A 13483-nucleotide genomic window follows, 5' to 3' on the forward strand; every position below is an offset into this window, starting at 1 on the left:
TGTAGGAGAACCGTGCCCAGCAAGGCAAAAACCGGCAAGAAACTCGTGATCGTGGAGTCTCCGGCCAAGAGCAAGACCATCGCCAAGTACCTGGGCGAGGGCTTCATTGTTGAGGCCTCGATCGGCCACATCCGCGACCTCCCGCAGCCCTCGGACCTCCCTGCAGAACTGAAGAAGACCTCGGTTGGCAAGTTCGCCGTCGACATCGAGAACGACTTCAAACCGTATTACGTGGTGTCTCCGGACAAGAAGAAAAAGGTCGCCGAGCTCAAGGCCCAGCTGAAAGACGCTGACGCGCTCTATCTCGCAACCGATGGGGACCGCGAGGGCGAGGCCATCGCGTGGCACCTCCTGGAGGTCCTGAAACCCAAGGTTCCCGTCTACCGCATGACCTTCGGTGAAATCACCAAGGAAGCCATCCACCGCGCCATGGACAACCTGCGCGACGTTGACAGCGCCCTCGTGGACGCCCAGGAAACGCGCCGCATCCTGGACCGCCTGTACGGTTACGAAATCTCCCCGGTGCTGTGGCGCAAGGTTGCCCGCGGCCTGTCCGCCGGCCGTGTGCAGTCGGTCGTGACCCGCATGGTGGTCGACCGCGAACGCGAACGCATGGCATTCAAATCCGCATCGTACTGGGACCTGACCGGCCAGTTCGGTACCGGCTCCGCGACGTTCAAGGCAAAGCTCGCTGCGGTCGACGGCGCGAAGGTAGCCAGCGGCCGCGACTTCAACGACGACGGCGTCCTCACCTCCGCGAACGCGGTGCACCTCAACGAGGAACTCGCGACGTCGTTGGCCGCCGGACTCGAGAACGCGGACTTCCGCGTCCGTTCCGTCGACACCAAGCCGTACACCCGCCGTCCCGCGGCGCCGTTCACGACGTCGACCCTTCAACAGGAAGCCGGCCGCAAGCTGCGCTTCACCTCCAAGAGCACCATGCAGATCGCCCAGCGCCTGTATGAAAACGGCTACATCACTTATATGCGTACCGACTCGTCCGCCTTGAGCGACGAAGCCCTCACGGCGGCACGCCGCCAGGCCGCCGAGTTGTACGGTCCCGAGTACGTGCCGCAGTCTCCCCGGGTCTACGCCAACAAGGCTGCGAACGCGCAGGAAGCCCACGAAGCCATCCGCCCCGCGGGTGACTCTTTCCGCACCCCGGCCCAGGTGGCAAACCACCTGACTGGCGATGCTTTCCGGCTCTACGAACTCATCTGGAAGCGCACCATCGCCTCCCAGATGGGCGACGCCAAGGGCTCTACCGCCACCATCCGCCTCGGCGCAGTGGCTACCGATGGGCGCGACGCCGAATTCTCGGCCTCCGGCACGGTCATCACCTTCCCCGGCTTCCTCGCAGCCTATGAAGAAGGCAAGGACGAGAGCCGCGGCGACGACGACTCCGACGAAGCCCGGCGCCTTCCCAACGTGGCCAAGGACGATTCCCTCACGGCTTCGGACATCATTGCTATTGGCCACGAGACCTCGCCACCGCCGCGGTACACGGAAGCATCCCTGACGGCGGAGCTGGAAAAGCGCGGCATCGGCCGCCCGTCCACCTATGCGTCCACGATCTCCACCATCCAGGACCGCGGCTACGTCCGGAAGCAGGGGTCTGCGCTGGTTCCCAGCTGGATCGCCTTCTCCGTGATCCGCCTGCTGGAGCAGCACTTCACCGACTACGTGGACTACGAATTCACGGCAGACATGGAAGGCGACCTGGACAAGATCGCCAACGGCCAGGCTGTAGGGGCCGCTTGGCTCAAGCACTTCTACTATGGTGAAGACGCCGATCCCGGCCTGCTGAGCATCGTCAACAACCTTGGTGAAATCGATGCGCGCGAGATCAACTCGGTGCCGATTGCCGAGGGCATCACGCTGCGCGTCGGGAAGTTCGGCCCGTACTTGGAAAGTTCGATCCCCACCGTCGACCCCAAGACCGGCGAAGTCGTGGAGTCGGCGCGTGCCAACGTCCCCGAGGACCTCGCTCCGGACGAGCTCACTGCGGCCAAGGCCGTGGAGCTCATGGAAACGGCTGCCCCCGAGGAACGCGTCCTGGGCGCGGACCCGCACACCGGACACACCGTGGTTGCCAAGAACGGCCGATACGGCGCCTACGTCACTGAGATCATCCCGGAGATGACCGAGGAGCAACTGGCAAACCAGCCCGTGGAGTACTACAAGAACGGCAAACCCAAGCCGCCGAAGAAGCCCGTCAAGGCAAAGCCGCGCACGGGTTCGCTCTTCAAGTCGATGTCCGTTGATTCGGTCACGCTCGACGAAGCCATTCAGCTCATGAGCCTGCCCCGCGTGCTCGGCGCGGACGCCGAAGGCAACCCCATCACGGTGCAGAACGGCCGTTTCGGGCCCTACCTGAAGAAGGGCACGGACTCGCGGTCCATCGGATCCGAGGAAGAGATCTTCACCATCACCCTGGAACAGGCGCTGGAGATCTACTCCCAGCCGAAGCAGCGTGGTGCGCGTGCTGCCGTACCGCCCCTGGCCGAGTTCGGTCCGGACCCTGTCTCGGAGAAGAACATCGTGGTGAAGGAAGGCCGTTTTGGCCCGTACATCACCGACGGCGTCACCAACATCACCGTTCCGCGCGCCACGTCCTTGGAGGAGCTGACCCGTGAGCAGGCCATTGAGCTGCTCGCCGAGAAGCGCGCCAAAGGCCCGGTCAAGCGGACCACTACGGCCCGCAAGGCGCCTGCGAAGAAGGCTGCGGCAAAGAAGTAACTCGCCACGAGATCGTGGGTGTGGGCCGGGGGCTGCGTTCTGGAACGCAGCGCCCGGCCCACACCCACGTATTGGGTTTCCTGGGTTTCCACATAGCTTGATTGGCCGCTTCCGGGCTCTCCGCCGCTCACCGAAACTGGTGCAGTGAACAGTTACGGAAACATCGACTCCGTTGTCCCGGTGGACCCGCTCGCGGAAGTTTGGGATTACTTGGAACCGGCGAAATCCCCGGCACTGTCCGCACCACGGGGCCCTCAAGCCGCCGCAGTTCCAGCGCTCACGAGCATTGGCGCGCCTCCGCTTCCGGATGGGAACATGTGGCGGACAGAGGAGTTGCTGTCCCAAGGACTGAGCAAGCGACGTATGAACGAACACCTCCGATACGGCTCACTGGTAAGGGTCCGCACGGGAGTCATGGTCCGTGGCACGTTCTGGCGTGGGCTTTCGGACGATGACCGGGAGCGCGCCCGGTTGGCGGCGTATTGCCATAGGACCCTCCGCCTCACGGCGGATGGGCTTACGTTCAGCCACACCTCCGCCGCCCGTCTGCACCGTTTGTATTTGTGGAGGGCTGATCAATTGATCCACGTCATCATTCCGTACCACGCAGCGAGCGGATCCCATGCGGCCGACGTCAGGGCTCATTCAGGCCTCCTCCTGCCTGGGCAACGGATCGAGATTGATGGACTTCCAGTGACAGCACTCGACCGCACCGTTCTGGACTGCGCACAGATACTGAACTATCGGCAGGGCCTGATTCTCTTGGACCACGGCTTGAGGCTCGGATGCAACCGTGAGTGGCTCGAGTCAGCGTGTGCCGGTCTAGTCGGTGCCCGGGGAGTCACGGCGTTCCGAAAAGCCTTGGCCTTCGCGAACCCATTGTCCGAATCCCCGGGCGAGACATTGACGCGGGACGCTATCGCGAAGCTCGGATTCCCGGATCCCGTGCTCCAGTTGCGGGTCCAAACACCCCGTGGCGCCTACCGGTTCGACTTCGCGTGGCCGCACCTTCGAGCCGCGCTCGAGTTCGACGGCAAGGCAAAGTACTTCGACTACAAGCCAACTGCGGAAGTGATCTTCGAAGAGCGGCAAAGGGAGAAGCTGCTGGCCGAGCAGGGCTGGCGAATCCTGCGTATTGATTGGAAAGGTCTCTTCGACGAACGCGGCCTGAAAGTGCGCCTGCTCAGGCTTCTTCGGGGGTGAGATCGTGGGTTCGGGCCGAGGACTACGTTCCGGAACACAGCCCCCGGCCCCCACCCACGATCTCGGCGGCGAGACAGCCGGGAATTGCTTCCGGCGGGGAAACCGTGATCGAGTGGAACCATGACAGATCAGCCTGCAGCCCCGGAATCCCTGCCCTTGAACGACCTTGAGTCCAAGCTCGCAAAGGCCGGGCAACCCGACGCGAACCCGGTGGACGTCATCCTGGCCTTCCTGAACAACGAGGTCTACATCCTGAGCACCGACTCCCTGGATAAGCCTGACGCCGCCGTGGAGCCTCTTGTCCTCGCCAACTCCGAGGGTCAGCCTGTCCTCGCCGTGTTCAGCCACCCGAGCCGGGTGGAATCGCACTTCCTCGAAGCCGCGCCCAACGTCCTGGGCACCCACGGTTCAGCGATTCTGGACAGCATCGGCGACGAGCTGGGCTTGGTGATCAACCCCGGCAGCGAGCACGGCTTCGAGATGGGCCCCGAAGGCATTGCGAACGTCCGCCGCGACTTTACCCGCGCGGACGAAGCCGAAGAAGCCCACGAAGCCACCGCCCCGGCCGCAGATGCGGACGCGGAATCACGCACCGGCGGACCCCAGGATTAATTGACTAACCGCCGGCACGAATCGGCAGTCGTAGTTGCTTCACACGCTTCGAATCGGGGAATAATGGCAGAATGCGTCTTGGCGTCCTAGACATCGGTTCCAACACCGTCCATTTGCTTTTGGTGGACGCGCATCCGGGCGCACGCCCGGTCGCGTTTGCCTCCCACAAGCGACCGCTTTCGCTGGTTCAGTTCCTGGACGCCGACGGTAACATCAACGACGCCGGACAACACGAGCTCATCGAATTCGTCCTCGAAGCGTGGGAGTTCGCAGCCCGCCACAAGGCCGAGGATCTCCTGGCATTTTGTACCTCGGCCATCCGCGAAGCCACCAACGGCGTCGAGGTCCTTGCCCGGGTGAAGCACGAGACCACTGTGACCCTGCAGGAACTGACAGGCAGCGAAGAAGCGTCCATGACGTTCTTCGCGGTCCGACGCTGGTACGGCTGGGGCGCCGGTCCGATCCTGGACCTGGACATTGGCGGCGGCTCTTTCGAAATGGCGTTTGGCCAGGACGAATTGCCCGAGCTCGCGGTGTCAGTGCCGCTTGGCGCCAGCCGTTTGACGAGGGACTGGCTCCACAATGACCCGCCCACGGCAAAGAGCGTCAAAGAGCTGCGCAAGTATATTCGCCACACTCTCAAGCCGGTGGTGCGCGAGTTCAAGCAATTGGGCCGGGCCAACCTGGTGGCCGGGACCTCCAAGACCTTCCGTTCGCTTGCACGCATCGCAGGCGCGGCCCCCAGCGGCGCCGGTCCGTACGTCAAGCGGGAACTCCACGCCACGGACTTGGGCCTCTGGGCCCAGCGGATCTCGGCGATGACCGTCGAGGACCGGCTCTACCTCCCGGGCGTCTCGGATGCACGGGCGGCGCAGATCCTTGCGGGGGCGCTCGTCGCTGAGGCCGCATTGGAAATGTTCGAGTTTCCCAGCATGGAGATCTGCCCTTGGGCCTTGCGCGAGGGATTGATCCTGCGCCGGCTCGACCAGCTGATCTTCGATGGCCCGCTGGCCCCGGCTCCGCACGTCGGGCTCGGAGGTGCGGTACCGGTACCACGCCTGGGCGCCAACACCGGAACGGCCGCGCCAGCGGCAGTATCCATACCAATCCCCATCGCCGGGAGGCAGGCCAACTAACATGAGCACCGACGTCGAGCATTCCGAAGAAGACACGCCGAGGATCCCGGTGGCGCTATCCAGCGCCTCTGTCTATCCGCTCAGCGTCCATGACGCCTTTGCCGTGGCCCAGGACCTGGGGTACGACGGCGTCGAGGTGATGGTGACCAACAACGCCACCAGCCAGAACCCGGATGCACTCATCCAGCTAAGCCATCGATACGACCAGCAGATCGTCTCCATCCACGCGCCCACCTTGCTGCTGACCCAGCAGGTTTGGGGTCCGGCGTGGAACAAGATCGAGATGTCCTGCCAGATGGCGCGCGAAGTCGGCTGCAACACTGTGGTGGTCCATCCGCCGTTTCGGTGGCAGTCGAACTATGCGGAGAACTTCGCTGCCGGTGTGCGCGAGATCGCCGCGATGTACCAGGTGCACATCGCGGTAGAGAACATGTATCCGTGGCGTGTGCGCGGCCGGGAGGCGCTCGCGTACCTTCCGCACTGGGATCCGATGGGGCAGGATTACGACGACGTCACGTGGGACTTCTCGCACGCCGCCACCGCGGGTGCCAACAGCCTTGAGGCGATCCGGGCGCTCGGGAGCAAGCTGCGCCACGTCCACCTCACCGACGGTTCGGGCTCGGGCAAGGACGAGCACTTGATCCCGGGTTACGGGACCCAGCAGTGCGCCGAGGCGCTGCAGTATCTCGCATCCAACGGATTCGAAGGCACCGTGGTTGCCGAGATCTCCACGCGCAAGGCCAAAGCCGCCGGCGAACGTGAGGAATGGCTCGCCGAGACACTGCGTTTCGCGCGCCAGCACTTGGGGGCGCCGCTCGTGGGAGCCTTCGAGATCTAGGTTCCTTAAACGAGAAAGCACCGGCGGTCGATACGGGAAAATGGGGGGAAACCCGTTCGACCACCGGTGCTTGTGGCGGACATCCCCATGCCCGCCTCATCACTCGCACCCTCAATGAGGTAACTACTAAGTTACGGAGCGATATTGGGTGCAGCCTGCAATAATCTTGGGAACTAGCTGGGAATCCTCGGCGCCCCTGGACGGTCCTGCATTGGTTCTGCAGCGGAGCAGCTGAACTGGCATCATGGAGCCATGAGCAACCGAATCGCATTCCTTGGCTGTGGGTCCATGAACGAGGCCATTCTGGGGGGCCTGTTGGCTGCCGGAACGGATCCCTCGGACGTCGTCGCCACCGTACGCCGCGCAGAACGCGCCGCCGAACTGGCCGAGCGCCACCATGTCATGACCATCGCCGGGGCCGAGGAACCAGATAACAACAAGCTGGCCACGAAGGGCGCTTCGGTTGTCATCCTGGGTGTCAAGCCTGTGGGCATTGCCGATCTCGCCCGCGAAATCTCACCGTCGCTGGCCAAGAACACCATCGTGATCAGCGTTGCCGCCGCCGTGTCCATCGCCCAGTTGGAAGCAGCCCTGCCCGCGGGCCAGCCCGTCATCCGCACGATGCCCAACACGCCCGCCAAGCTCGGACGCGGGGTGGTTTCCGTTTCGCCCGGGACCAACTGCACCCCCGAGCAGCTCCAGCAGGCCAAGGACATCCTCGCTGCCGCGGGCACGGTCGTGGAAATCCCCGAGGACCAGGTGGATGCCCTGTCCGCCATCAGCGGCTCGGGCCCCGCGTACGCCTTCTACCTGGCTGAGGCGATGGCTGCCGCCGGCGTCGAACTTGGCCTGGATCCCGAACTCTCGCTCATGATTTCCCGCGAGACTGTGGCCGGTGCCGGTTTTATGCTCGCTGAGCCGGGAGCAGACCCCACGGCCCTGCGCATTGCCGTGACCAGCCCCAACGGCACCACCGAACGCGCCATCGCGGCGTTCAACGACGGCGGGATACCGGCGATCATCGCCGACGGAGCCCGCGCCGCAGCGGCCCGGGCCGCGGAGATCACACAGCAGCTGGCTTAGTTCCTCCCACCGCAGCTACGGCCGCGCAGCGAACCGTTCCAGCAGGTCCACGTGCCCTGACACAATCAGCATGTCGCGGCCGGAGACCTTCGTGTCCGGCCGGGCGTAGGTGAAGTCTTCGCCCGGGGATTTCACGCCGACAATGGTCACGCCGTACTTGGAACGGACCTTGGACTCATCCAGCGTGAAGCCCACGGTTTCCTTGGGCGGGTACATTTTCACGATGGCGAAATCGTCGTCGAACTCGATGAAGTCCAGCATGCGCCCCGAGACCAGGTGTGCCGCGCGCACTCCGGCGTCGGCCTCGGGGTAGATGACATGGTTGGCGCCGATGCGCGTGAGGATCTTGCCGTGTGAGGCCGTGATCGCTTTCACCCAGAGGTGTTCGATGCCCAGATCCACGAGGTTCACCGTGATGAGCACCGAGGACTCGATCGAGGTTCCCACACCCACTACGGCGGAGCTGAATTCCTGCGCGCCGAGCTGGCGGAGGGCATCGATGTTGGTGGCGTCCGCCTCGACGACATGGGTCAGCACGGAAGCCCAATTCTGGACGAGCGTGCGGTCCCGCTCGATGGCCAGGACTTCGCGTCCCTGCTTGACGAGCTGCTCGGCGGTGGCTGCACCGAATCGGCCCAAGCCGATCACCAGCACGGGCGCGTTGTGCGCCGGCCGGTTGGGGGCGCCTGTTGAATTAGCCAATGATCGGCCTCTCTTCCGGGTAATGGAATAGCTGCCTGCGCTGGCGGAGGGCCAGGGCGGAGGCAAGGGTTATGGTGCCGATGCGGCCGGCGAACATGAGGGCGGCGAGAACGTAGACCCCCGCCGGCGGCAGTTCCGCGCTGAGGTTCGTGCTGAGTCCCACGGTGGCAAAGGCTGAAATGGTTTCGAAGAGTACCCGGTCCAGGCTGGCGCCGCTGATGGCCAACAGCAGGAATGCGGATACGCATACCAAGGTGGCGCCGGCGACGATCACCGAGATGGCTACCCGCATGGTGCCCTCGGGGATCGTGCGGCCGTAGACCTTGACGTCGTCGTCGCCCCTGGCCTCAGCGACGATGGCGAGGAACATGACCGCGATGGTTGTCACCTTGATGCCGCCGGCCGTCGACGCCGAACCGCCGCCGGCGAACATGAGCGCGTCCGACAGCAGCCTCGTGGTCGAATCCATGTGCCCCTGGTCGACCAGGTTGAAGCCACCGGAGCGCGTCATGACCGAGGCGAAAATGGAATGCGTGATCTTGTCGCCGACGCTCATGTTGGCGATGGTGTTGGTGTTGTCCCACTCCATCAAGGCCCAGAGGACTGCGCCGGCAATGAGGAGGATCAGGGAAACCTGGATGGTCAGCTTGGTGTGGAGGCTCCACTTCCTCCAATTCAGGCCGTGCCGCCGGAGCACCAGCATCACCGGAAAGCCGAGGCTGCCGAGGAACACGCCAAGCATGAGCGGCACGAGAATCCACAGATCGGTCTCGTACGGCACGATTCCGTCGGAATGGGGTGTGAAACCGGCATTGTTGAAGGAAGAGATCGAGTAGAAGACTCCGTGCCAGACGGCCTGCCAGAAGTCCTCGCCTAGCGTCAGGAACCGGGGAATCATCGCGATGGCCAGGACGGCCTCGATGGTCACGGACGTCGAGATGACGATCCGCAACAATGTACCCACTTCGCCCAAGCGGCCGGCGTTGTTCATGGCCTCCTGGGCAATGAGCTTGCCCCTCACACCGAGCCGTTTGCTGACCATGAGCGCCAGGAGGGAGGCGAGTGTCAGGGTTCCCAATCCGCCGACAAAGATGCCGACGAGAATCACGAGCTGGCCGAAGAAGGTCCAGTGCGTCGCCGTCGACACAACCGTCAAACCGGTCACGCACACGCTCGAGACAGCGGTGAACAGGGCCTGGTGGATGGGAGTGACCGCACCGTCGGCCGATGCCGCCGGCAGGGAAAGCAGGCCGGTGAACAAGAGAATCGCGAAGACGTAGGCCGTGAGCGCCAATCGGGCCGGTGAGGAGTTGGCGATGTTGTCGATGAAGTCGCGGATACCCGTGAAAATCCACAGGCCTCCCCGCTCCGGCTGGACGGTTTGCCAGCTGGCCGGGTCTAGGGACCTCGACTGGCTTTGAGTCATGGCAGTGCTGTTCGCTTCTGGTCGATTGATTCTGCTTTCCTGAGTAGTAAACCACTAATCGCCCGCTGTAACGGGGCAGGTGCGTTCCGCCGCTCGGGTAGCCTGTCATTGATGACTTCCTGGGCAGGCCTCCGTCCGTCCCCGCTGCCAACGACGGTGGCGTGGGATCCCGCCATGACCGCATACAATTTCGGTCCTTCGCACCCGATGGCCCCTGCGCGGCTTGAGCTGACGGCCAGGCTCGCCGCGGCGCTCGGACTTTTCGACCTGGAGCATGTGTCCGTCCAAGCGCCTGAGGTCGCGTCCGACGTCGAACTCCTGGCAGTGCACAGCGCCGAATATGTCGCCGCGGTGCGGCGTTCAAGCGAAGATCCGACGACGCCGGACCCGGAACGCGGGCTCGGCACCGAGGATGATCCAGCGTTTGCAGGGATGCACGAGGCCAGCGCCCGGCTCGCCGGAGGGTCCTTGCTCGCGGCCGAGGCAATCCTGTCCGGGACCGCGGTCCGGGCCGTCAACTTCGGCGGCGGCCTTCACCATGCCTCCCGAGAGCGGGCCAGCGGCTTCTGTATCTATAACGACGCCGCTCTCGCCGTGCAGAGGCTGCTCGACGGCGGTGTCCGGCGGGTCGCGTACATCGACGTCGACGCCCACCACGGCGACGGCACCCAGAGCATCTTCTGGAACGACCCCAGGGTCCTGACGATTTCCCTGCACGAAAGCGGGCTCTCGCTGTTCCCGGGAACGGGATTCGCCAACGAGATCGGCGGCCGGGACGCCCTGGGGACGGCCGTCAACGTGGCGTTGCCTGCGTGGACGGGGGACGCAGGGTGGTTGCGCGCCTTCCATGCCGTGGTACCCCAACTCGTGCAGGCCTTTGAACCTGAAGTCATTGTGAGCCAGCACGGCTGCGACTCCCACAAACTCGATCCCCTCACGCACCTCAACCTGAGCGTGGACGGCCAGCGCGAGGCAGCCAACGCCGTCGCGGGCCTCGCCGCCAGGTTCTGCGAAAACCGTTGGATCGCCACCGGGGGAGGGGGGTACGACATCACGGGAGTCGTACCGCGCACGTGGAGCCATTTGATCGGCATCGTGGCCCAACATCCTGTCCAGCTGACGGCTCCGGTTCCGGAGGCTTTCCGGAGCCATGTCAGGGAAAAGTACGGGGATACGGTTCCCGAACTCATGGGCGACGGCGTGGACACCTGGTGGCGTTCGTGGGAGGTCGGCTATGACCCGGCTGACGCCGTGGACCGCACCATCATCGCCACCCGCAAGGAAATCTTTCCGCTTTACGGTCTGGATCCCTGGTTCGACTGATAGCTGCTCGGCCGGCCGCGCAAGGCTGGGTCAACGCCGCGCGCATATGCGAAATAGTTGATGCCTTTTGGCGTATATGTCGCTAGGGTGGGAGGCATGGTGACTGACGACGTATTTGCCGTCATTGCTGAGGCAACCCGGCGTGACATTCTGGTTTCCCTCCGCTCTGGGGATAAGGCTGTGGGGGAACTGGTGGAGGAGCTCGCAGCGAGCCAGCCCACCATCTCAAAGCATTTGAAGGTACTCCGCGAGGCGGATCTCGTCAGCATGCGCGCGCAGGGACAGAAACGCTATTACGCGTTGAACCCGAAGCCGCTCGCCGGTGTTGCCAGCTGGCTGGAGACGTTCGACGTCGGACCCGCGAAGCCCGCGGCCGAAGCCGCCACGCCGGCCCGCAGCCCCCGGCCACGTACGGCAGGCCAGGGCGCCACGGGCCAGCCGGATGCCGCGCGGAACCAGACCGACGGCGAGCCGATCGTCGCTTCTCCGGCGAGCACCGACGTCGAGCGCTCGCCTGAAGCCGCTACCGCCACCGGAGCTGTTGCTGCCGCCGCCGGAATCGACGACACCAGGCCGCAGCAGATCGGCCGCACGGTTGGCCGTGCCGCAACCAAGGCTGCGGACCTCTTGGCGAACCTGCCGAACCTGCCCAACCTGCCGAAGTTCGGGCGGAAGAAGTAGCGGCAAGTTGGCGTGATCCCGGTCACGCCGCGATTGGCTTCTGCCCGATGTTGGTCCGGGAAGTCCCTGCAACCTTTGTGGCCGTGCGCGATCCCCGCCACTTTCAGAGTCATGGGCCGGGCCGGAGGCCCGCTGGCGCAGCCCTTCGGATCTAGTGCCGCCTTTCTGAAGTTGTGGGACGGCTGGCTTCGCGAGGATCTGTTCCTGGGTCATTGGTCCTTTTCGACGGCAAAAGATGCCGACTTCGCCGGGAAATTGTTCGACGTGCTGCTTGGTCGTAATCGGTTCGGATGGAGATTGGCGCGCGTCTGATGCGAGCATGGCGGGGTCGTTTCAGATCCGCCGTTCGGCGCAGAAGTTGTAGGGAGTCACATGGATTCGAGGCTGGAAGCAGTCCGGGACACCGTCTTGGCGCGGAACCCGGGCGAGCTGGAATTTCACCAAGCCGTCACCGAGGTCTTCGAAAGCCTTGGCCCGGTACATGACCGGCACCCGGAATTCCTCGAGGGCGCTGTCCTTGAGCGCCTGTGCGAACCGGAGCGCCAAATCATCTTCCGCGTCCCGTGGACCGACGACGCCGGACGCGTTCACGTCAACCGTGGTTTCCGCGTCGAGTTCAATTCAGCCTTGGGCCCCTACAAGGGTGGACTGCGCTTCCACCCCTCGGTCTATCTGGGCATCGTCAAGTTCCTCGGCTTCGAGCAGATCTTCAAGAATGCCCTGACAGGCATGCCGATCGGTGGCGGCAAGGGCGGCTCGGATTTCGATCCCCGTGGCCGCTCCGATGCCGAAATCATGCGCTTTTGCCAGTCATTCATGACCGAGTTGTACCGCCACATCGGTGAATACACGGACGTTCCTGCCGGCGACATCGGTGTGGGAGGCCGCGAGATCGGCTACCTGTTCGGCCAGTACAAACGCATCACCAACCGCTATGAGTCGGGTGTGCTGACTGGCAAGGGAATGTCGTGGGGCGGCTCCCTGGTCCGTCCGGAAGCCACTGGTTTCGGCACGGTCATCTTTGCCCAGGAGATGCTCAAGACCCGGGGCCAGTCCTTCGACGGCCAACGCGTCGTGGTGTCCGGTTCGGGAAACGTAGCCATCTACGCGATCGCGAAGGCCCAGGCCCTTGGCGCCACGGTGGTTGCCTGTTCCGACTCCGCGGGCTATGTGGTTGACGAGGCCGGCATCGATGTCGCGCTGCTTCGCCAGATCAAGGAAGTCGAGCGGGGCCGGCTCACTGAATACGCGGAGCGACGCCGGGGCGCCAGTTATGTGGCCAGTGGCTCGGTCTGGGATGTCAACGGTACCGTTGCCCTGCCATGCGCGACTCAAAACGAGCTCGACGGCGACGCAGCGGCCAAGCTCGTCAGCAACGGTCTGCTGGCAGTCGCCGAAGGCGCCAACATGCCCTCCACCCGTGAAGCCGTTGCCGTTTTCCAGGACGCAGGCATCCTGTTTGCCCCGGGCAAGGCGGCCAACGCCGGTGGCGTAGCAACGTCGGCCTTGGAGATGCAGCAGAACGTCAGCCGCGATTCCTGGTCCTTCGAACACACGGAAGCCCGCCTGACGGAAATCATGGTGGGCATCCACGATCGCTGTGCCGCAACCGCGGAGGAATATGGCGCCCCGGGCAACTATGTCCTGGGTGCCAACATCGGCGGCTTCGTGAAGGTCGCCGACGCCATGCTGGCACAGGGCCTGATCTAGCGCGCCGCGCCCACCGAACCCACCCTGCCC

At 64.3% G+C, this 13483-nt stretch carries 11 protein-coding genes; 9 read left to right on the plus strand and 2 right to left on the minus strand.

What is annotated here, in order from left to right; genetic code table 11:
• Positions 1-12 precede the first annotated feature (12 nt).
• The 6 genes from topA to proC all read left to right on the plus strand — a co-directional run bounded on the left by topA (position 13) and on the right by proC (position 7611).
• A complete protein-coding gene (gene topA / locus AC3WJM_RS19755; RefSeq protein WP_284990357.1) occupies positions 13-2739 on the plus strand; it encodes a type I DNA topoisomerase in 2727 nt (908 codons plus the stop codon).
• A gap of 363 nt (positions 2740-3102) precedes the next feature.
• Positions 3103-3942 (plus strand): type IV toxin-antitoxin system AbiEi family antitoxin domain-containing protein, encoded by an 840-nt coding sequence (locus AC3WJM_RS19760; protein WP_492272750.1) that lies wholly within the window; start codon positions 3103-3105, stop codon positions 3940-3942.
• A 120-nt stretch (positions 3943-4062) separates the two neighbouring features.
• On the plus strand, positions 4063-4554 hold the full coding sequence (locus AC3WJM_RS19765; RefSeq protein WP_492272751.1) for an SseB family protein: 492 nt from the start codon (positions 4063-4065) through the stop codon (positions 4552-4554).
• Positions 4555-4625: 71 nt separating this feature from the next.
• Entirely contained in the window at positions 4626-5690 is a 1065-nt protein-coding gene (locus AC3WJM_RS19770; protein WP_084784591.1) for a Ppx/GppA phosphatase family protein, read from the plus strand.
• A gap of 1 nt (position 5691) precedes the next feature.
• Positions 5692-6528: a sugar phosphate isomerase/epimerase family protein gene (locus AC3WJM_RS19775; RefSeq protein WP_059389509.1), complete on the plus strand. Its 837-nt coding sequence runs from the start codon at positions 5692-5694 to the stop codon at positions 6526-6528.
• 252 nt (positions 6529-6780) lie between these two features.
• The gene (proC, locus tag AC3WJM_RS19780) at positions 6781-7611 is read left to right on the plus strand and encodes a pyrroline-5-carboxylate reductase (RefSeq protein WP_332602650.1); all 831 of its coding nucleotides are present in this window, start codon (positions 6781-6783) and stop codon (positions 7609-7611) included.
• 15 nt (positions 7612-7626) lie between these two features.
• Here proC and AC3WJM_RS19785 read toward each other — a convergent pair whose 3' ends face one another.
• A complete protein-coding gene (locus tag AC3WJM_RS19785) occupies positions 7627-8265 on the minus strand; it encodes a potassium channel family protein (RefSeq protein ID WP_171983496.1) in 639 nt (212 codons plus the stop codon).
• A gap of 40 nt (positions 8266-8305) precedes the next feature.
• Positions 8306-9739: a TrkH family potassium uptake protein gene (locus AC3WJM_RS19790; RefSeq protein WP_492272752.1), complete on the minus strand. Its 1434-nt coding sequence runs from the start codon at positions 9737-9739 to the stop codon at positions 8306-8308.
• 111 nt (positions 9740-9850) lie between these two features.
• Between AC3WJM_RS19790 and AC3WJM_RS19795 the strand changes: the two genes are divergently transcribed.
• From AC3WJM_RS19795 to gdhA, 3 genes are all read left to right on the plus strand, one after another.
• Complete coding sequence (locus tag AC3WJM_RS19795) at positions 9851-11062, plus strand: acetoin utilization protein AcuC (protein ID WP_492272753.1); 1212 nt, start codon at positions 9851-9853, stop codon at positions 11060-11062.
• A gap of 96 nt (positions 11063-11158) precedes the next feature.
• On the plus strand, positions 11159-11743 hold the full coding sequence (locus AC3WJM_RS19800) for an ArsR/SmtB family transcription factor (RefSeq protein WP_492272754.1): 585 nt from the start codon (positions 11159-11161) through the stop codon (positions 11741-11743).
• A 372-nt stretch (positions 11744-12115) separates the two neighbouring features.
• Positions 12116-13453, plus strand: coding sequence for an NADP-specific glutamate dehydrogenase (gene gdhA / locus AC3WJM_RS19805; protein ID WP_492272755.1), 1338 nt, complete (start codon positions 12116-12118; stop codon positions 13451-13453).
• Positions 13454-13483 lie beyond the last annotated feature (30 nt).

Source organism: Arthrobacter sp. FW306-1B-G06A (assembly GCF_058781765.1).

Excerpts from the sequence above, each read along its gene's own strand:
- AC3WJM_RS19760 (WP_492272750.1), top strand. The coding sequence starts at position 3,103 with ATGAACGAACACCTCCGATACGGCTCACTGGTAAGGGTCCGCACGGGA.
- AC3WJM_RS19765 (WP_492272751.1), top strand. The coding sequence starts at position 4,063 with ATGACAGATCAGCCTGCAGCCCCGGAATCCCTGCCCTTGAACGACCTT.
- AC3WJM_RS19770 (WP_084784591.1), top strand. The coding sequence starts at position 4,626 with ATGCGTCTTGGCGTCCTAGACATCGGTTCCAACACCGTCCATTTGCTT.
- AC3WJM_RS19775 (WP_059389509.1), top strand. The coding sequence starts at position 5,692 with ATGAGCACCGACGTCGAGCATTCCGAAGAAGACACGCCGAGGATCCCG.
- proC (WP_332602650.1), top strand. The coding sequence starts at position 6,781 with ATGAGCAACCGAATCGCATTCCTTGGCTGTGGGTCCATGAACGAGGCC.
- AC3WJM_RS19790 (WP_492272752.1), bottom strand. The coding sequence starts at position 9,739 with ATGACTCAAAGCCAGTCGAGGTCCCTAGACCCGGCCAGCTGGCAAACC.
- AC3WJM_RS19795 (WP_492272753.1), top strand. The coding sequence starts at position 9,851 with ATGACTTCCTGGGCAGGCCTCCGTCCGTCCCCGCTGCCAACGACGGTG.
- AC3WJM_RS19800 (WP_492272754.1), top strand. The coding sequence starts at position 11,159 with ATGGTGACTGACGACGTATTTGCCGTCATTGCTGAGGCAACCCGGCGT.
- gdhA (WP_492272755.1), top strand. The coding sequence starts at position 12,116 with ATGGATTCGAGGCTGGAAGCAGTCCGGGACACCGTCTTGGCGCGGAAC.